Origin of the sequence: Hymenobacter sp. NBH84 (assembly GCF_014217645.1) — a bacterium.
Lineage (GTDB): Bacteria > Bacteroidota > Bacteroidia > Cytophagales > Hymenobacteraceae > Hymenobacter > Hymenobacter profundi.
This window is the reverse complement of the sequence record NZ_CP043644.1, coordinates 2,384,590-2,403,102: the sequence shown is the minus strand read 5'-3', so window position 1 is coordinate 2,403,102 and position 18,513 is coordinate 2,384,590. Positions and strand designations below refer to the sequence as shown.

Below are 18,513 nucleotides of genomic sequence, written 5' to 3'. Positions count from 1 at the left end.
GTTCTATTCCAAATAGCCCCGACGCTAGCAGACAAAGGTCAATTCTTAATTTTTAATTCTCAATTTTTAATTAAAAGCCTACTGATACGTAGTGATGCTAGGCTGGCCGATGCTGAAATCGTTGAAGCCGTAGTAGGAGCGCGAGGATTGGAAAATCCGGAATCCGTCGCCGCTGGCTTGGCCGCGGGGGTAGTAGCCTAGGAAGAACTGGAACGTGCGCAGGACCGTGTATTCGTTGCGGAAGCGCAGACCCAGGCCGAACCCCATGTAGGGTTTATCGGCAAACGGGATGGTCTGGCCCCCGCCGGAAAGCCAGGCGGCATCTGCAAAAGCCACCGCCGCTACTCGGAAGCCCAGGAATGAAAGGGGCGTAAACACGTTGGCTTCGTAGTTCAGAATAAAGCGACTTTGCCCACGCAGGGTTTGGTTGGAGTTGAAACCCCGCAGGCCCCGGCTACCATCAATAACCAAGGGGGCTTCTTCGGCTAACCGATTGAATCCTAAAGTGGAGCGGTTCCAGAAAAAGTGGCGCCACTGGAAGTTACCGGTGCGGTAGAGCGGCGTGAAATACAGCAACTCGGTGTTGAGCTGGCCTTGCTGCCAGTTGTTTTGGGGGCGGAGCAGGTAGCTGCTGAACTCGGCATTGAGGTAGAGGTAGCCCCGCAGCGGACTATAGCCCGCATATGCCGCCCGAATGCCGTAATAGTGCCGGTTTTGCTTGGCGTTCAGCTCATAGCCCGTCGTGAAGCTGTAGATAGAACCCGTGGGAATGTCCTCGGTGCGGCCGAAGCCAAACAGGTATTTGTCTTTGTAATAACGGCGCACGGTGTAGCCCAGTGTGCCGTAGAGCAGGGTGTTGGTGCGGTACTCGGGGTAGGGCGACTTGATAATGCGGGTGTTGATGGCCCGCGCCGCCACTACTAGGCGGCCGGGGTTGTCGTAGCCCAAATCGTAGCTGGGCAGGTGCAGGGAGCGGCCTACCCAGATATCCTGCCGGTAGAAGCGCAGCGCCCGGTACAGCGTATCGGGGTAGCGGGTGGCGTCTACGTTGTAGTGGTCGATGTTGAGGGCGTAGGCATAGCGCGTGTTCACGGAGTAGAAGCTCCGGTTTAGACTGAGGCTTTGTTCCTTGTTGCGGTACTCGTCGCGCACGCGCACCTGGCCGTACAGGAAGTCGCGGAACGGCACCAGGTAACTGCCCTTGTACGACCAGCTCTGGGGCGTGCTGCGGCCGTACTGGTAGGAGTTGCGAAACTGGTGGCCCATGCCCAGAAAGTTGATGTCGCGCAGGTCGACAACCGCCGCGTCCACGTCGCGCAGCTGAAAGCCCCCGCTGATGCTGAACACGTCTTTGGTAACGACCTCAATATCCACGCTGTCGGCCGAAGTGGTGGCCTCATTCACGAACACGCGAGCGTCTAGAATCTCCGAGGTCTGGCGCAGCAAGCGTTCCGATTCGGCCAGATCCAACGGGTCTAGCTCTTGGCCGGGCCGAAACAGCAGCACCTGCCGTACCCGCGAGCGGGCCGTTTTGATGTGGAAGCTGTTGCCGGCCTTCTCCAGAAAGTTGCGCGGCGTGCGGTTTACGTCGTTGATGTTATAGCCAAAGGCATCCAGCGACGTGATGTTGATGTTGCGCACAATCTTGAAGTTGTGCCTGGCAAACTGCCGGTCTACCAGTTGGGCATCGAGACCCGCCTTGTCTTCGCGGGGCGGTGTGAAGCGAAATAGCAGAGCCGCCGCCTTGCCGGCAATGGTTTTGCGCTTGGTATATGCCTTTAGGCCATTGAGCAGGCGCTCCTCATCAAAACCCCGCCGCAACGAGTCGGGCTGCGCTATTTCGGTGGTGTCGGGCGGGAGCACCCGCACCGGCTGTTGCGCCCGCGCGGGCATTGCCCACCACAGCCAGCATCCTACCACCAGCGCAAAGCGCCAGGGCAATGACAAGCTGAAAAAGGCAACGCAGAAACGCATAGAAGAAGAGAGCAGCCGGGTGGCAACTGGCAAGTTACGAGGATTGCGCACGGTGTGGATTAGCACAGCGGCCGCGTAACGGCAGTCCGCCCCCACTAATTGCGCGCTACGTGCAACGGCCCGCCCACATTTTAAATTCAGACCGTCATGCTTCGACCAGCGGACGCCAGATGGAGCACGACGGTCAACGACGCATGCGGATTCCTCTACCAGCTCGGAATGGCGGTCTACTTAGCACAAAATAGAAGTCTGTGTTACGAAACTATTTCTAAAAAAATTAGCTTAGCTATTATCTGGTTTATTGCAAATGAATCAATACTTTTGAGCCGAAAGGCAGACTTTTACATGAACGAGCGAATCCAGGAAAAACTAAGCATCTTGGCAGATGCGGCGAAGTACGATGTATCGTGCTCCAGCAGCGGTGGCAAGCGCAAAAACGTGGACAAAGGCCTGGGCAATGCCGAGGGCATGGGCATCTGCCACTCGTTCACGGAGGACGGCCGCTGTGTGTCGCTGCTCAAGATTCTACTTACCAACCACTGCATTTTCGATTGCGCCTACTGCGTGTCGCGCAAGAGCAACGACGTGAAGCGTGCCGCTTTTACGGTAGACGAGGTGGTAGACCTGACCATGAACTTCTACCGCCGCAACTACATCGAAGGCCTGTTTCTGAGTAGCGGCATTTTCTCCTCGCCCGACTATACCATGGAGCGCCTGGTGCGCATCATCAAGAAGCTGCGCACCGAGCACAAATTCAACGGCTACATCCACGTGAAGGCCATTCCGGGCGCTTCGGAGGAGCTGATTCAGGAGGCGGGCCTGTATGCCGACCGCCTCAGCGTGAACATTGAGCTGCCCTCGGAGATGAGCTTGCAGAACCTGGCGCCGGAGAAAAACTACCAAGAAATCCTGACGCCGATGGCCCAGATTCGGGACGGTATCGTGCAGAATAAGGAGGAAAAGGCGCTGTTCAAGAAAGTGCCGCAGTTTGCCTCGGCCGGCCAAAGCACCCAGCTCATTGTAGGCGCCTCGGCGGAAAACGACCACCAGATCATTCAGCTCACCGACTCGCTCTATAAAGGCTATGGACTGAAGCGCGTGTACTACTCCGGCTACATCCCCATCACCGATGATGCCCGCCTACCCCAGCTCACGCAGCCGCCCGTCATTCGGGAGCACCGCCTCTACCAAACCGACTGGCTGCTACGCTTCTACGGTTTCCAGGCCGACGAAATCCTGGACCCCGAACATCCCTACCTCGACCTTGAAATAGACCCCAAGCTGGCCTGGGCGCTGCGCAACCGCCATATGTTCCCGGTGGACGTGAATACGGCTGACTACCAACTGATTCTGCGTGTGCCCGGCATTGGGGCCAAGTCGGCCAAGCGCATTGTGGCGGCGCGGCGCTTCACCTCCCTTTCCCTCGACAACCTGCACAAGTTTGGGGTAGTGCTGAAGCGGGCCAAGTACTTCATCACCTGCAAAGGCATGGCCCTGGAAAAGCGTGAGTACGACGAGCAAAGCATCCGTCGGCAAATCCTGTTCGGCGCGGGCTCCGTCCGCTCGGCCCTTGTCACCCAGCAGCTCGACCTGTTCGCGCAGGCTGGTTAATGAGGTGATGTGCTGATAATTGAAAATCAACACATCAATTATCAGCACATCACCTTATTAGTCATCAGTACTTTACCTCATCAATAATCAGCACATCCATCACCAGCACATCAAAAACATGACCGTGTCACACCGTGCCCAAGTCCGACAGATGAAAGTAGCGCGCATGGCGTGCTGCTGCAAGTTGAGCGAGCTGCTGCCCCTGGTGCGCCAACTACACGAGCAAAGCCGGGCGGCATATTTGGCCAGTCAGACGCAGACTGGAAACCAGGAGCGTCCGGAGGCTGCGTAGGGTAGGGGCAGTGCAACCTGCCGCGGCCATTGCGGTATAGGGTCGTATGACCTACTTGCTGGAACACTACACCGTGCCTACCAACGGGCAACAGCTGCACGTGGTGCAGTGCGGACCAATGGAAGGGCCGCTCGTCGTGCTGCTGCACGGCTTCCCCGATTTCTGGTACGGCTGGCAGCAGCAACTACAGGCGCTGGCCGAGGCGGGCTACCGCGTGTGGGCACCCGATCAGCGTGGCTATAACCGCAGCAGTAAGCCGTCCCGCATTCGCGACTACCGCATAGAAGAACTGGCCGCCGATGTACTGGGTCTGCTGGCGGCAGCGGGTAAGGAGAAAGCCACCATCGTGGGCCACGACTGGGGCGCGGCCGTAGCCTGGTGGCTGGCTACCCACCGGCCTACCTTCGTGGAGCGAGTAGCGGTGCTGAATGTGCCCCACCCGGCCGTGCTGGCGCGGGCATTGCGGCACAACGGCCGGCAGCGCCGCAGAAGCTGGTATGTGTTTTTCTTTCAACTGCCCAGGCTGCCCGAGTGGTGGCTACGCCGTCGGCACTACAAAGCCTTGCGCCGGGCGCTGCAAGGCACCAGTCGGCCGGGCACTTTCGGGCACGACGATATGGCCGCGTATCAGGCTGCCTGGGCGCAGTCGCACGCGTTGCGCGGCATGGTGAACTGGTATCGGGCCGTGCGTTACCAGCGACACGGTGCAGCTTCCGCTACCCCGATTACGGTGCCGGTGCGCATTATTTGGGGTAGTAAAGATGCTTTTTTGCTACCCGAGCTTGCGCAGCAGAGCTTGGCGTATTGCGAGCAAGGTGAGCTGTTCTATTTGCCCGAGGCCAGCCACTGGGTGCAGCACGAAGAGCCCGCACGGGTGAACCAACTCCTACTAGAATTTTTAGAGCAGCCGAGCCGTACGTAAAGCTCGGTTAGGCATTGGGCGTACTAGCCACGGGTAACGTGTAATGAAAATGCGTTTGGAGTACGGTGTCTATCTTCTCGCGGGTCAGCGGCTTACTCAGGAAATCGGCTACGTGTAGCTGCTGGGCGCGGGCAATCTCCTGGGGCTGCAACGAGTTGGTGAGCATCACAATCACAAGGGCTTGCTGCTGGGCCGGTGGCAGTTGCCGGTATGCCTGCAAAAACTCCAAGCCGTTCATGACGGGCATGTTCACATCCAAGAGCACCAGGGCAGGGTAGGCCTCATGGTCTTCCGGCTGATGATGCTGTTGCAAAAGCGTAAAAGCTTCCTGTCCGTTCTGAGCGACCAGCAATTGGTCGGCTACTGCCAGATTTTCCAACAGATGCTGGTTCAGAAAGTTGTTTACCGGATCGTCGTCGACCAGTAGAATACACGGTAGTTTTTCCACAAATACAAAAGTAGCGTGCTGGAAGAAAATCTTTTGCTAAGCTGAACGGTAAAAGGAAGCCCGCCAGCCGTGCAGGATACGTAATAAAGTCGATAAGTAGCGCCTGTGAGTTTCTTATTCCTTCTGGTTCAGGCAGCTGAATAGTTGCTCATCAGATAGAATAGGGTGCTTTATGGTATTGTTATGAATGTTAAACAACGGATTATGAGCTTGGATTACGTGTATGACGGTTCATTTGACGGCCTGCTGACGGTGGTGCTGGAAATGTATGAGCGCCGGGCGGTGCCCAACAGCGTGCAGCCCACGGGGAGCGTGCAGGGTGGCCTGTTTACGTCTGCCATACCCATTGATACCAGTGAGGAAAAAGCCACGCGGGTGTGGAACGGTCTGCTAAAGTATATGAACGAAGAGGCCCGGCGCCGGCTCTACCACACGTTCTTGTCGGAGAGGCCCGACCGGGAGCTACTTATCTGCCGCTTCGTGCAGCAGGCCGTGGCGGCGCGGGGTAGGGTAGACGTGTCCGAGAACCTGGCCGACGATACCGTGCGCCTCATTGCCCACGTCAGTCAGCAATTGGGTAGGGAAAAGCACCGCATGGAAGCCTTCGTGCGCTTCGAGAAAACCCAAGACGAGCTGTTTCATGCCACCATTGAGCCGGATTTTGACGTGCTACCGCTTATTGCGCCCCACTTCACCAAGCGCTACGCCGACCAGCGCTGGCTAATCTTCGACCGGCGCCGCGGCTACGGCCTTTACTACGACCTGCACCGCACCGACATCGTGCAGTTTGAAGCGCCTACCCCCCAGCGCCGCACCGACGTGTCGGCCACGGTGCTGGATGAGCGGGAGCCGCTGTTTCGGCTGCTCTGGCAAACCTACTTCGACCACGCCAACATCCCGGAGCGCCGCAACCTGAAGCTGCACCGCCGCCACGTACCGCTGCGCTATTGGCGCTACCTCAGCGAAAAGCAACCCCGCGAAACCCGCTTCACGCCCATCGACAACAAGCGCCCCGTGCAGAAACCGTAGCTGCATCAGAACGATGGCGCGGGGCTGTGCCCCGTGTCTGTTATTCGCAGGCCTCTGGCCTGCAATTGTTCGCGCCTTTGGCATTGTTCGGGTGAAGGCAGGCCAGAGGCCTGCGAATAACAGACACGGGGCACAGCCCCGCGCCATTAATGTATCATCTATGTTGCCTCAAAACCTCTAATTTGCAGACCAACGGAGCTGCACTGGTGCAACTCTATTCGCTACGCTATTACTTCAGATGAGTACAACAGTAATTTTTGGTGCCTCCGGTCAGTTGGGGCAATGCTTGCAGCATGTAGCGCAGGAGCGCGGTCTTACCGGCATCGTTTTCTTACCCGAAGAACAAGCCGATATCCTGGATGTAGCTGGTTTGCAGGCTGTTTTTGCCGAGCATAAGCCGGCCTACTGCATCAACTGCGCCGCCTACACGGCCGTGGACAAGGCCGAGGATGAGGTAGACCTAGCCCGCCGCGTCAACCGCGACGGCGCCGAAAACCTGGCCCGCCTGTGCGCGCAGCACGGCACCACGCTGCTGCACGTTTCTACCGATTTTGTGTTTGCCGGCACCGGCAACGAGCCCCTAACCGAAACCGACCCAGCCGAGCCCATCAGCGTGTATGGCCTCACCAAGTTGGAAGGCGAGCAGGCCATTGCCGCCCACACCCAGCAATTTTTCATTCTGCGCACTAGCTGGTTGTATTCTGAATACGCCAACAACTTCGTGAAAACCATGCTGCGCCTGGGTCGCGAGCGGGACGAGTTGCGCGTGATTTGGGACCAGGCCGGCACTCCTACCTACGCCATCGATCTGGCCGGCTGCCTGCTCACCATCATCGAGCAGCAAAACCAGCAGTACGGCATCTACCACTACAGCAACGAGGGCCTCACCTCGTGGTACGATTTCGCCGTGGCTATCTTCGAGCTGGGCAAGGTAGACGTGCGCACGGTGCCCATCCGCACCGCCGAATATCCTACCAAAGCCACCCGCCCCGCCTACTCCGTGATGGACAAAAGCAGCGTAAAAAAGGCCTTGAACATCAGCATTCCGCACTGGCGCGAGAGCTTGCAAACGTGCATGGGGCGGTTGTAGGGTAGAGCCCCTTCTTTGCCGAGCAGCGCAGGTTTTCCGCGGCTGCAACTTCATTCTATAGATTACTTGCTGCGCAGTATAGCACGGAACAAATTTCCGCGCTATACTGCGCAGGTCGTTTCCTGTACCTCCAACTTCCCGCCCATGAAATTCCTTGTGCTCTTATCTTCTGCCGCTGCGTTACTGCTACCCTCTACTTCGTTTGACCAGCCGCAGAAAGGTTGGGAGCCGCTGCTCGATAAAAACCTGAGCAAGTGGCGCACCTACGAAAGCTACCGGCACCAAAACGGTTACAAAGGGCAGCAGCCCGTCGACGCGCAGGGAAAAGCCCTGACGCCCATTGGGTACGACAAGAACGAGGCGAACGTGTTTTCGGTGGTGATGGAGCAGGGGCAGCCGGTGCTGCGTATCAGCGGCGAAATTTATGGCTGCGTGTTCACCAAGCAGGATTTCAAGAATTACGACTTGAAGCTGAAAGTACGCTGGGGCAAGAAGAAGTGGGTGCCCCGCCTGAACGAGCCCCTCGATAGCGGCATCCTCTACAACAGCCAGGGTGAATGCGGGGTAGACTACTGGCGGAGTTGGATGCTGGCCCAGGAATTTCAGGTGTCGGAGTACCGGGATGGCAATGCCATGGGGGATTATTGGTGCATTGCCAACTCCTCGGCCGACATCCACGCGACTCACAATACCACCGAAAATACGCTGAAGTTCACGCCCGCTGCGCCGTTGCTCACCATGGGCAAAGAGGGACGCAACTTCTGCCAAGCCGCCGCCAACTACGAATCCCCCAACGGCGAGTGGACGGAGCTGGAACTGCTGAACGTGAACGGTCAGAGCGTACACCTCGTGAACGGGCATGTGGTACTGGCCGCCGAAAACTCCGGCTACCTCGCCAACGGCCAGCGCAACCCCTTGACGCACGGTAAAATACAGCTACAGAGCGAAGCTGCCGAGGTCTTCTATAAAGACATTATGATTAAGCCACTGGCTGCCATGCCGGCCGCTTATAGCAAGTATTTCAAGTAGGGTATTCGGCCGGGCCAAAAGCAGAAGCCCCTTCTCTAGTAAAGATCAAAGCACGTCCTTCCGACCAGCGAGATTTCTCCCGCTGGTCGGAAGGACGTGCTTGCGTTCTATTGTCTCAAAACCGGTCGTCGTTCACTTCCACCCAAAAGCCGTCGGGGTCTTTGAGGTAGACTTGCTTGATACCGTCGGGGCGGGGCGTGGTTTGGTTGGCCTCGCCGGTCCAGCTGCCGTAGGGGATGTGCAACTGCGTGAGACGAGCGGCAAACGCATCCAGGTCCTTCACATGGAAGGCCAGATGAGCATTTTTGTCGTGGTCGATGACGCTGGTGGCACCTTGTATCAGGTGCAGCTGTGCGTGCGGACCAAGGCGGAGCCACACGTGCTTGCCATCGTGAAACGGCTCTGGAATTTCGGGTAGTTGCAGCACGTCTTTGTAGAACGCCACGCTCTTGGAGAGGTCGTATACATAGACGGCGATGTGGTTGATAGTAGGCGTATTACGACTGGCGGTGCAGCCGCTGCCGAAGGCGGCTGCTACGAGGCTCAAGCCGCAACCGAGGCGCGTGAGGGTAGGGAGGGGCATACCAGAGAGAGGTAGGGTGGGAGAAAGAAATGAGTGCCGTGGATATGGTACGCAGTAAAGACACAAGATTTTGTGTCTCGTTGTCGAACGACTCACAATAGTCTCGTTCGGATAAATCATATCAGCAACAACAAGACACAAGATCTTGTGTCTCTACTACAAAACCTTTCTAAACATACGCATTTGCTGTTTGCCCGAGGCCGCATGAATACAAGGTCTGCGGTGCAACCATCAGCCCGGCCGGCGGTTCTTTAGCCGATCATTGGGCGGCGGCGCCCGAGTAACCCTGCGTGCGGTATGTGGATAGTTCGGTTGGCGCTGGCGCGCCCTTACACCTTTGTGGTCATGGCCCTGCTGATTTTGCTGGGCGGTATCATGACTATCCGCAGCATGGCGGTGGATATTTTCCCGGAGGTGAACATTCCGGTGGTGGGCGTGGTGTGGACCTACGCGGGCATGAGCCCCGAGGAAATGAACCGCCGCGTGGTGGTGATCAACCAGCGCGCCTACACTACCACCGTCAACAACATTGAGCACATGGAATCTCAATCCCTGAAGGGGGTAGGGATTATCAAGGTGTTTTTCCAGCCGGGCTCCGATCCGGCCGCCGGCGTGGCTCAGCTCACCGCCATTTGCCAAACGCTGCTGCGCATCATGCCGCCCGGCATCACGCCGCCCAACATCATCCGCTACTCGGCCTCCAACGTGCCCATTGCCCAGGCCAGCTTGTCGTCGGAAACGCTGGGCGAGTCGGACCTGTACGATGCCAACAACTCGTTTATCCGGCCGGGGCTGGCCATTGTGAAGGGTGCCTCGCTGCTCCTACCCAACGGCGGCAAGCCCAAGCAGGTGATGGTGGACCTCGACCCCGTGGCGCTGGCCGGTAAAGGACTGTCGGCCAACGATGTAGTGGCGGCCATTACCTCCCAGAATATCATCCTACCCGCCGGCACGGCCAAAATGGGCACCCGCGAGTACGACGTGCGCCTGAACAGCAGCCCCGAGGCCGTGGCCTCCCTCAACGACCTCCCCATCCGGCAGGTGAACGGTGCCACCGTATACGTGCGCGACGTGGCCTTCGTGCACGAGGGTGCGGCCGTGCAGCAAAACATTGTGCGCCAGAACGGCCGCCGTACGGCCTTCGTGCCCATCATGAAAAGCGGCGGGGCCAGCACTCTCGACGTAATCGAAGGCATCAAGGAAGCCCTACCCAAAGTGCTGGCTAACGCTCCCGAAGGCCTCGACCTGAAGCTGCTGTTCGACCAGTCGTTTTTCGTGCGTGCTAGCATCAAGGGCGTGGTGGTGGAGGCGTGCATTGCGGCGGCCCTCACCGGCCTGATGATTCTGCTATTCCTGGGTTCCTGGCGCTCTACCCTCATCATCGCGCTCAGCATTCCACTGTCGATTCTGGTCAGCATTATTGTGCTGAAGCTGCTGGGGCAAACGCTTAATATTATGACGTTGAGCGGCTTGTCGCTGGCCGTGGGGATGCTGGTGGACGACGCCACAGTGGAAATCGAGAACATTCACCGCAACATGGGCCTGCGCAAGGGGCTGAAACGCTCCATTCTCGATGGTGCCCAGCAGATTGCTACCCCCGCGCTGGTGGCTACCCTCTCGATCTGCATTGTGTTTGTGCCGGTGTTTTTCCTGGCGGGCGTGGCGTCCTACATCTTCACGCCGCTGGCGCTGGCCGTGATATTCGCCATGCTGGCTTCCTACCTGCTGTCGCGCACGCTGGTGCCTACTATGGTGCAGTTTCTGCTGCGCAAAGAACTCCCCATTTACCACGCCGAGGGCGGTGCCCACCTGCCCACCGAATCGGTGCGCAACCACCAGTCCGTGAGTGAAGCCGAGGTTCGCCTAGACCAGCTTCGCCGCGAGCAGGCCGAGCGCGAACATCCCAGCGGTACGGCCGAGGAAGAAGCCGAAGAGCCCATCACCGAAGCCGAGCGCAAGGCCGCTAAGAGCATAGAGGAAAGCTGGGTATGGCGCCTGCACAAAGCCTTCGACCACCGATTCGAGCAGTTTCGGGCACACTACCGCGACGCGCTGGACTGGTCGCTGGACAACCGGCGGGCGGTGGTGCTGTGCTTTGTGGTGCTGTTTGTGGGCTCGGGGTGCCTGTATCCGCTCATTGGCGAAAACTTCTTCCCGAAGGTAGATGCCGGCGAGCTGCGCCTGCACGTGCGCGCCCCCACTGGCACGCGCCTGGAGGAAACCGAGCGCCGCTTTGCGCAGGTGGAGCAGATCATCCGGTCGGTGATTCCGAAAGACGAGCTGGAGCTGATTCTGGATAATATCGGTCTACCCGTGGTGTCGCTGAATTTGCTGATGAGCGACAACCCCGTGATTGGGGCCGGCGACGGCGAAATTCTGGTATCGATGAAGGAGGAACACGGCCCCACGGCCGAGTATATCCGCGAAATCCGGCGCCGCATCAACAAAGAGCAGCCCGATCTAACGGTGTTTTTCCAGCCAGCCGACATCGTGAACCAGACACTCAACTTCGGCCTACCCGCGCCCATCGACATTCAGGTGACGGGCAAAAACGTGGAGGCCAACCAGAAGATTGCTGCCAAGATTAAGGCCGACATGAGCCGCGTGCCGGGTGTGGTGGATGCTTTCATCTACCAGGCCTTCGACCTACCCCAGATGCGCCTCGACGTGGACCGGGTGCGCGCCCAGCAGGCCGGCCTGGCTCAGCGCGATATTGCCAACAACGTATTGGTGAACCTGTCGTCGAGCACCCAAACCACGCCCAACCAGTGGCTGAACCCTCAAAATGGCGTGAACTACACGGTGGCCGTGCAAACGCCCCCGCGCGATCTGGCGTCGCTGGACGCGTTGAACACCATTGGGGTAACTGGCGCCGGGCAAGCGAATCCGCAGTTGCTGAGCAGCTTTACTACGAGCCGTCGCACCGCTACCTCGGCCCTCGCTTCGGATTACAACATCCAGCGGGTGGTAGACGTGTATGCCAGCGTGGAAGGCCGCGACCTGGGTAGTGTGAATACCGACATGACCAAAATCCTCGATAAATACCGCCAAGACCTACCCAAAGGCACCACCATCACGGTGCGCGGGCAGATCGACAGCATGCGCACCTCGTTTATCGGGCTGGGCATTGGGCTGATTGGCGCTATTCTGCTGGTGTACTTGCTGATGGTGGTAAACTTCCAATCGTGGCTCGACCCGTTCATCATCATTATGGCGCTGCCGGGGGCGTTGTCGGGCATTCTGTGGATGCTATTTGTGACGCAAACCACCTTCTCAGTGCCCTCGCTGATGGGCGCTATTATGTGCATCGGGGTAGCCACGGCCAACAGTATCCTGCTGGTGACGTTTGCCAACGAGCGGCGCGAGGAAGACCCCGACCTCTCGCCCCGCGACGCGGCCCTGGATGCCGGCTTTACGCGCCTGCGGCCGGTGCTGATGACGGCTCTGGCCATGATTATCGGCCTGCTACCCATGTCGCTAGGCATGGGCGAGGGCGGCGAGCAGAACGCTCCGCTGGGCCGCGCCGTGATTGGCGGCCTGCTGCTGGCCACGGTCACTACCCTGTTTTTCGTCCCGATTATGTTTAGCTACCTCAAGAAAAAAGAGCTGAATGCGGAGGCGGAAGCCGAAGTTGAACAGCAACAGGTAATCGCTTAATCTCGTCGTCCTTCCCAACTATTTCACCACGCGCCCTACCTTCTTGCGCTTCAGCCTACCCTATGGCTACTCCTCCCGAAGAACAAACGGATTTCATTACCGACGACGCCAACGCCCACCTCTCCAGCGAGGAGCGGGCGCGGCGTAAGCACGCGCACTTTGGCGAAAACCAGGTGGACCACCGTCCCGCCGCTACGCCACCAGCAGAGGCTGCCCCGGCCCGGCCGCGGAGCCGGCGCACGTTTTGGGTTGTGGTGCTGGTAGCCGTGGCCGTGTTTGCACTACTGCTGCTGATCGGGTGGCTACCCCGCCTCAAACAAAATAACGAGCGCAAAGAAGAAGCCCAAAGCGGAGCCAACGCCACGCCTACTGTGAGCGTGCTGCCCGCCGAGCAAGCCCCCGATACCATCCGCCTGGACCTGCCCGCCGACACCCGTTCCAACCGCGAAACCTACCTGTTTGCCCGCACCAACGGCTTCGTGCAGGCCTGGTACACCGATATTGGTACCAAGGTGAAGCGCGGCCAGTTGCTGGCCCTCATTGCCACGCCCGAACTGGACCAGCAGATTGCTCAGGCCCGCGCCAACCTCACGCTGGCCCAGAGCAACTACCGTCGCCTCACGGGCATCAGCATGCCCGGCGCCATTTCCAAGCAGGAGCTAGACCAGGCCAAGGCCCAGTTTTCGGCCGAACAGGCCGTGGTGAATGGCCTGCTGGCCCAGCAGGGTTTCCGGCGGGTGGTGGCGCCATTCAGCGGCATCGTCACGCAGCGCAATGTGGAGGTAGGGTCGTTGGTGTCGCCGAGCAATGCGGCGGGTAGCCAGCTGTTTAAGGTAGAGCAGACCGACACGCTACGCGCCTTCGTGAATGTGCCGCAGAACTACGCCACCGCCATCCGGCCGGGCCTTATCACCCAGCTCATCGTGCCCGAATTTCCCAACCGCACCTTTGCCGGCCGCGTCGCTCGCGACGCCGGTGCCCTGAGCGAGGGCACGCGCACGCTGGAAACCATCGTGAAAATCTCGAACCGTGAGCAGCAACTGCGGCCGGGCATCTTTGCCCAGGTGCGCTTCGAGCTGCCGCGCACCGCGCCCAGCGTCCTTATCTCCGCCAATACGCTGGTGCCGGGCGGCACCCAGCCCCGTGTGGTGGTCATTCAGGACGAGAAAGTGCACTACCAAGACATCACGCCCGGTCGCGACTTCGGCGCGCAGGTGGAGGTGATTGGTGGGTTGAAAGGCGGCGAACTGCTGGTGGTAAACCCCGCCGAAACGCTAACGGAGGGCGAAACCGTGACTGCCCGCCGTGCCAAGGTGGAGAAGAAAGCCGCTACGCCTACCCAGCCCGCCGCTCCCGAGCGGCTCTACGACCCCAATCGACCCATCGTGTCGTCGCCGGCTGGGAAGTAGGGGAGGAGGGAAGCGTCTGTCATCCTGAGCTTGCGAAGGACCTTCTCACGACAGAACAACTGGCGTAACAACGACTCGTTCTGGCGTGAGAAGGTCCTTCGCAAGCTCAGGATGACAGATGAAAAAAGACATACAGAGCAGCAGCTTCTGAAACAGCTCAGAGCTGACCGTCAACCAGTAGTATCCACCTGCATGAGTTTTTCGTTGCGATATTATTCTCTCTTGATACTGCTGCTGAGCACGCTGCTAACCAGTTGCGTGCGCGCACCGCGCTACCAGCCGCCCAGCGTAACGGCCCCCACAACCTGGAAAAACAGCACCGATACCACCTTTGCCGCGCCCCAAACCAACCCGGCACCCGCTAGTGCCGCCGCGGCCGAGCTACCCCGGCAGCCAACTGTGCCAGCGTGGTGGAGCATTTTTCAGGATGACGAGCTGGCACGGCTGGAGCAGCAAGTGCTGGCCGCCAACTACAGCCTGAAAGCTGCGGTGGCCCGCGTGGAGCAGGCCCGCGCCAACGTGACGGTGGTGAACTCCTACCGTTCGCCGGTGGTAGCGCTCAATCCGCAAGCCTACCGGCAGCGGCTGTCAGCCTACCGGCCGCTGCCCATTGCCAGCACCAATGGCCCGCAGGCTATCAACCAAACGCAATTTTACCTACCCTTGAATGTGAGCTACGAGGTGGACGTATGGGGCCGCTTGCGCCGCAACGTACAGGCTGCCGAGGCCGACGAGCAAGCCTCCGAGGAAGATCTGCGCACTGTGCAACTGTCGCTCACGGCCGATGCCGCCGGCTACTACTTCGACCTGCGCGGCCTCGATGCTGAGCTGCTGGTGCTGGACAGCGCCCGCCAGGCCCGGGTAGAAAGCCTGCAACTCACCCAAGCTCGCAACCAGGCCGGCGTCGACAACGAAATTGCCATGCGCCGCGCCGAAACGGAACTGGCCAACGTAGACGCGGGCATTGTGGAAGTGCGTCGCCAACGCGCCGGCTTAGAAGCAGCCCTGGCCACGCTCACGGGCCAGCCAGCCAGCCAGTTTGCCCTGGTGCCGCGTCCTGGCCCGCTGCTGATTCCGCGGGTACCGGCCGCCGTGCCCGCCTCCCTACTCGCCCGCCGCCCCGATTTGCGCCGCACCGAGCGCCAGCTAGCCGCCCTCAACGCCCGCGCCGATGCTGCCCGCCTAGCCCGCCTACCCACCGTGCAACTCAATGGTTTTGTAGGACCCTTGTCGAGTGCGTTGGGTGACCTGCCCAAGGTAGCCGACAGCTACGCCTACTACGTGGGCGGCGGCATCTCCATCCCGATTTTCAACGGCGGCCGCTTGCGGGCTAACCAGCAGATTGTAGAACGCCAGTACGACGAGCAAGCCGCGCAGTACCGCCAAACAGCGCTGGTGGCATTTCAGGAAGTGGAAACTTCGCTGGCGAATGTGCAGCAGAGTGCCGCCCAGCTCACGGTGCAGCAGCGCGCCCTGCGCTCGGCCCGGCTGGCCGGCCTGCTTACCAAGGAGCGCTACCGCGCCGGCCTCACCAGCTACTTTGAAGTAGTAGACGCCGACCGCCAAACGCTGGAAGCCGCCCGGCTGGTGGTGCAAAACCAGGCCAACGAGTTGAGCTACACCGTACAGCTGATTCGGGCGCTGGGCGGCGGTTGGGAGTAGGTAAGTAAAACGGATGGCGCGGGGATGTGCCCCGTGTCTATTACTTAGCAGGCCTCTGGCCTGCGCTGCCAGAACGAGCTTTGGCCTGAGCTACCTAAGCAACCTGCCGAAACTTCCCGAATGGCGCGAACGGTCGCAGGCCAGAGGCCTGCCAATACATGACACGGGGCACATCCCCGAGCCATCCGTATCTACTACATAACCCCAGGCCTGCGGAAACAGTAAGGGTAGGGCATCACCTATCCCTCCGCTCATGCCTACCCCCAAGCAGCCTACCCTTCCTAATTCTTCCGGTTTCGTGCGGGTGCGTGGGGCGCGGGAGCACAACCTGCGCCATGTAGACGTGGATATTCCGCGCGATGCGCTGGTGGTGTTTACGGGCGTGTCGGGGTCGGGGAAGTCGTCGCTGGCGTTTGGGACGCTGTACGCCGAGGCCCAGCGGCGCTACCTGGAATCGGTGTCGCCGTATGCGCGGCGGCTGTTTCACCAAATGGCCGTGCCCGCCGTTGATTCTATTGACGGGCTGCCGCCGGCAGTGGCCTTGCAGCAGCAGCGCGGCACGCCCACCACGCGTTCCTCGGTGGGCTCTGTTACTACGCTTTCCAACCTGGTGCGGATGCTCTACTCGCGGGCCGGCGACTACCCGGCGGGGCAGGGCATTGTGTACGCCGAAGGCTTCTCAGCCAATACGCCCGAGGGCGCGTGCCCTACCTGCCACGGCCTGGGCCGCATCTACGAGGCCACCGAAGAAACCATGGTGCCCGACCCCTCGCTCACCATTCGGGAGCGGGCCATTGCGGCCTGGCCCACGGCCTGGGGTGGCCAGAATCAGCGGGATATCTTGGTGTCGATGGGCTACGACGTGGACCGTCCCTGGCGCGAGCTACCCCAGCAAGACCGCGACTGGATTCTGTTTACCGACGAGCAGCCGGTGGTGCCCGTGTACCCCGGCTACACGCCCGAGCAAACCCAACGGGCCCTCAAGCGCAAGGAAGAGCCCAACTACATGGGCACCTTCACGAGCGCCCGACGGCACGTGTTTCACTCCTTCGCCAACACCCAGAGCGCCCAGATGAAGAAGCGGGCCTTGCAGTTTATGCGCGGCACCGAGTGCCCTACCTGCCACGGCAAGCGCCTGCGGCAAGAGGCCCTGGCCGTCACGTTTGCCGGGCTCGATATTGCCGATTTCTCGGCCCTACCTCTGCAACGGGTGGCCGCCCTGCTGCAACCCTACGCCGAGGGCACCGCTCCCGGCCGCGCTGCCCAAGACGCGGCCCACCCCGAGCAGGCAGTAGTGGCCCAGCGCATCACGCAGGATCTGGTGGCGCGCCTGCGCGTGCTGCTCGATCTGGGGCTGGGCTACCTGTCGCTGGAACGCAGCACGCCTACCCTATCGCCGGGGGAGCTGCAACGGCTGCGGTTGGCTACGCAGCTATATTCCAATCTGTTTGGGGTAGTGTATGTGCTCGATGAGCCTTCCGCCGGCCTACACCCCGCCGATACGGAAGCGCTGCTATCGGCGCTGGCTAGCCTGAAAAGCGCCGGCAACTCGCTGTTCGTGGTCGAGCATAATCTCGATGTGATTCGGCAGGCCGATTGGCTGGTGGACGTGGGGCCGGCTGCCGGCGAGCAGGGCGGGCAGGTGCTCTACAGCGGTCCGCCCGCTGGTCTGGCCGATGTGGCGGCGTCTCAAACGCGCCAATTTTTGTTTGCCGACGAGGCCACTGCGCCTACCGCCGCGCCGCGCCCGGCCCAGGGCTGGCTTCGGCTGGCGGGCGTCACGCGCAACAACCTGCGCGGGCTGGACGTGGCGTTTCCGCTGGGCGTGTTCACGACTGTTACGGGCGTGTCGGGGTCGGGCAAATCGAGCTTGGTGAGCCAGGCGCTGGTGGAACTGGTGGGGGCGGCACTGGGCCAGGCCCTACCCGCCGCCGAGGAAGAAGGCGACACGTTGGAGGCCGAGGCTTCGCCTGTGAGCGGCGGGCACATCACCGAAGGTATGGAGCACATCAACCGCTTGGTGCGCGTCGATCAGAAGCCCATCGGCCGCACGCCGCGCTCCAACATGGCTACCTACACCGGCCTGTTCGACCACGTGCGGAAGCTGTTTGCCGCCACGCCCGCCGCCCGCAAGCGTCGCTACGATGCCGGTCGGTTTTCCTTCAATGTGCCTAAAGGACGTTGCGAGAACTGCCACGGCGAGGGCTTCGTGATGGTGGAGCTGCTGTTTCTGCCCAGCGTGTATTCGCCTTGCCCCGTGTGTCACGGCACCCGCTACAATGCCCAAACGCTGGAAATTCAGTACAAAGACAAGAACATTGCCGAGGTACTGAACCTGACTGTGGACGACGCCTGGGCCTTTTTTGACGAAGAACCCGCCGTGCAGCGAGCCCTCACGGTGCTGCGCGAGGTAGGGCTGGGCTACCTGCGCCTCGGCCAGCCTGCCACCGAGTTATCGGGCGGCGAAGCCCAGCGCATCAAGCTCGCCACCGAGTTGCAACGCCCGCCCCGCGGCCACTCTCTGTACGTGCTGGATGAGCCCACCACCGGTCTGCACCCCGCCGACGTGGAGCGCCTGCTGGTGCAACTGCACGCGCTGGTAACCGCCGGTAACACGGTAGTAGTAGTGGAGCACACCATGCGCGTGGCCGCTGCCAGCGACTGGGTACTCGACATCGGTCCTGGTGCCGGGGACGAGGGTGGCCAGCTGGTAGCTGCTGGGGTGCCCGCCGAGGTAGCGAAAGCACGGGCCAGCAAGACCGCGCCCTACCTGCGGCGGGCGTTGGAGCGAGCGTAGAGACGCATAT

13 protein-coding genes are annotated in these 18,513 nt (G+C 60.4%); 10 read left to right on the top strand and 3 right to left on the bottom strand.

Annotated features, from left to right (window positions below; genetic code table 11):
- Positions 1–78: 78 nt before the first annotated feature.
- Positions 79–1,974 (bottom strand): hypothetical protein, encoded by a 1,896-nt coding sequence (locus F1C16_RS10030; RefSeq protein WP_185280528.1) that lies wholly within the window; start codon positions 1,972–1,974, stop codon positions 79–81.
- A gap of 345 nt (positions 1,975–2,319) precedes the next feature.
- Here F1C16_RS10030 and F1C16_RS10025 point away from each other — a divergent pair, with 345 nt between their 5' ends.
- From F1C16_RS10025 to F1C16_RS10015, 3 genes are all read left to right on the top strand, one after another.
- Positions 2,320–3,585 (top strand): putative DNA modification/repair radical SAM protein, encoded by a 1,266-nt coding sequence (locus F1C16_RS10025; RefSeq protein WP_185280527.1) that lies wholly within the window; start codon positions 2,320–2,322, stop codon positions 3,583–3,585.
- A 118-nt stretch (positions 3,586–3,703) separates the two neighbouring features.
- Entirely contained in the window at positions 3,704–3,877 is a 174-nt protein-coding gene (locus F1C16_RS10020; protein ID WP_185280526.1) for a hypothetical protein, read from the top strand.
- A 46-nt stretch (positions 3,878–3,923) separates the two neighbouring features.
- Complete coding sequence (locus tag F1C16_RS10015; protein ID WP_185280525.1) at positions 3,924–4,799, top strand: alpha/beta fold hydrolase; 876 nt, start codon at positions 3,924–3,926, stop codon at positions 4,797–4,799.
- Between the two features lie 7 nt (positions 4,800–4,806).
- Here the strand turns inward: F1C16_RS10015 and F1C16_RS10010 are convergent, their stop codons facing one another.
- Positions 4,807–5,247 (bottom strand): response regulator, encoded by a 441-nt coding sequence (locus tag F1C16_RS10010; RefSeq protein WP_185280524.1) that lies wholly within the window; start codon positions 5,245–5,247, stop codon positions 4,807–4,809.
- A gap of 204 nt (positions 5,248–5,451) precedes the next feature.
- Here F1C16_RS10010 and F1C16_RS10005 point away from each other — a divergent pair, with 204 nt between their 5' ends.
- The 3 genes from F1C16_RS10005 (at position 5,452) to F1C16_RS09995 (ending at position 8,395) form a co-directional block, all read left to right on the top strand.
- Positions 5,452–6,276 carry a TIGR03915 family putative DNA repair protein gene (locus F1C16_RS10005; RefSeq protein ID WP_185280523.1) on the top strand — a complete coding sequence of 275 codons (825 nt, stop codon included), beginning with the start codon at positions 5,452–5,454 and terminating at the stop codon, positions 6,274–6,276.
- A 238-nt stretch (positions 6,277–6,514) separates the two neighbouring features.
- Positions 6,515–7,366: a dTDP-4-dehydrorhamnose reductase gene (gene rfbD / locus F1C16_RS10000; RefSeq protein WP_185280522.1), complete on the top strand. Its 852-nt coding sequence runs from the start codon at positions 6,515–6,517 to the stop codon at positions 7,364–7,366.
- 144 nt (positions 7,367–7,510) lie between these two features.
- Positions 7,511–8,395, top strand: coding sequence for a DUF1080 domain-containing protein (locus F1C16_RS09995; RefSeq protein WP_185280521.1), 885 nt, complete (start codon positions 7,511–7,513; stop codon positions 8,393–8,395).
- A 115-nt stretch (positions 8,396–8,510) separates the two neighbouring features.
- On the opposite strand, the gene F1C16_RS09990 is transcribed toward F1C16_RS09995, so the two are convergent.
- The gene (locus F1C16_RS09990; RefSeq protein ID WP_185280520.1) at positions 8,511–8,978 is read right to left on the bottom strand and encodes a VOC family protein; all 468 of its coding nucleotides are present in this window, start codon (positions 8,976–8,978) and stop codon (positions 8,511–8,513) included.
- Between the two features lie 297 nt (positions 8,979–9,275).
- Here F1C16_RS09990 and F1C16_RS09985 point away from each other — a divergent pair, with 297 nt between their 5' ends.
- The 4 genes from F1C16_RS09985 (at position 9,276) to uvrA (ending at position 18,503) form a co-directional block, all read left to right on the top strand.
- The gene (locus tag F1C16_RS09985; protein WP_185280519.1) at positions 9,276–12,635 is read left to right on the top strand and encodes an efflux RND transporter permease subunit; all 3,360 of its coding nucleotides are present in this window, start codon (positions 9,276–9,278) and stop codon (positions 12,633–12,635) included.
- A gap of 62 nt (positions 12,636–12,697) precedes the next feature.
- Positions 12,698–14,044: an efflux RND transporter periplasmic adaptor subunit gene (locus F1C16_RS09980; protein WP_185284167.1), complete on the top strand. Its 1,347-nt coding sequence runs from the start codon at positions 12,698–12,700 to the stop codon at positions 14,042–14,044.
- A 222-nt stretch (positions 14,045–14,266) separates the two neighbouring features.
- Positions 14,267–15,706, top strand: coding sequence for an efflux transporter outer membrane subunit (locus F1C16_RS09975; RefSeq protein ID WP_185284166.1), 1,440 nt, complete (start codon positions 14,267–14,269; stop codon positions 15,704–15,706).
- Between the two features lie 253 nt (positions 15,707–15,959).
- Complete coding sequence (uvrA, locus tag F1C16_RS09970) at positions 15,960–18,503, top strand: excinuclease ABC subunit UvrA (RefSeq protein WP_185284165.1); 2,544 nt, start codon at positions 15,960–15,962, stop codon at positions 18,501–18,503.
- The last annotated feature ends 10 nt before the right edge of the window (positions 18,504–18,513 follow it).

Excerpts from the sequence above, each read along its gene's own strand:
- F1C16_RS10030 (WP_185280528.1), bottom strand. The coding sequence starts at position 1,974 with ATGCGTTTCTGCGTTGCCTTTTTCAGCTTGTCATTGCCCTGGCGCTTT.
- F1C16_RS10025 (WP_185280527.1), top strand. The coding sequence starts at position 2,320 with ATGAACGAGCGAATCCAGGAAAAACTAAGCATCTTGGCAGATGCGGCG.
- F1C16_RS10020 (WP_185280526.1), top strand. The coding sequence starts at position 3,704 with ATGACCGTGTCACACCGTGCCCAAGTCCGACAGATGAAAGTAGCGCGC.
- F1C16_RS10015 (WP_185280525.1), top strand. The coding sequence starts at position 3,924 with ATGACCTACTTGCTGGAACACTACACCGTGCCTACCAACGGGCAACAG.
- F1C16_RS10005 (WP_185280523.1), top strand. The coding sequence starts at position 5,452 with ATGAGCTTGGATTACGTGTATGACGGTTCATTTGACGGCCTGCTGACG.
- rfbD (WP_185280522.1), top strand. The coding sequence starts at position 6,515 with ATGAGTACAACAGTAATTTTTGGTGCCTCCGGTCAGTTGGGGCAATGC.
- F1C16_RS09995 (WP_185280521.1), top strand. The coding sequence starts at position 7,511 with ATGAAATTCCTTGTGCTCTTATCTTCTGCCGCTGCGTTACTGCTACCC.
- F1C16_RS09990 (WP_185280520.1), bottom strand. The coding sequence starts at position 8,978 with ATGCCCCTCCCTACCCTCACGCGCCTCGGTTGCGGCTTGAGCCTCGTA.
- F1C16_RS09985 (WP_185280519.1), top strand. The coding sequence starts at position 9,276 with ATGTGGATAGTTCGGTTGGCGCTGGCGCGCCCTTACACCTTTGTGGTC.
- F1C16_RS09980 (WP_185284167.1), top strand. The coding sequence starts at position 12,698 with ATGGCTACTCCTCCCGAAGAACAAACGGATTTCATTACCGACGACGCC.
- uvrA (WP_185284165.1), top strand. The coding sequence starts at position 15,960 with ATGCCTACCCCCAAGCAGCCTACCCTTCCTAATTCTTCCGGTTTCGTG.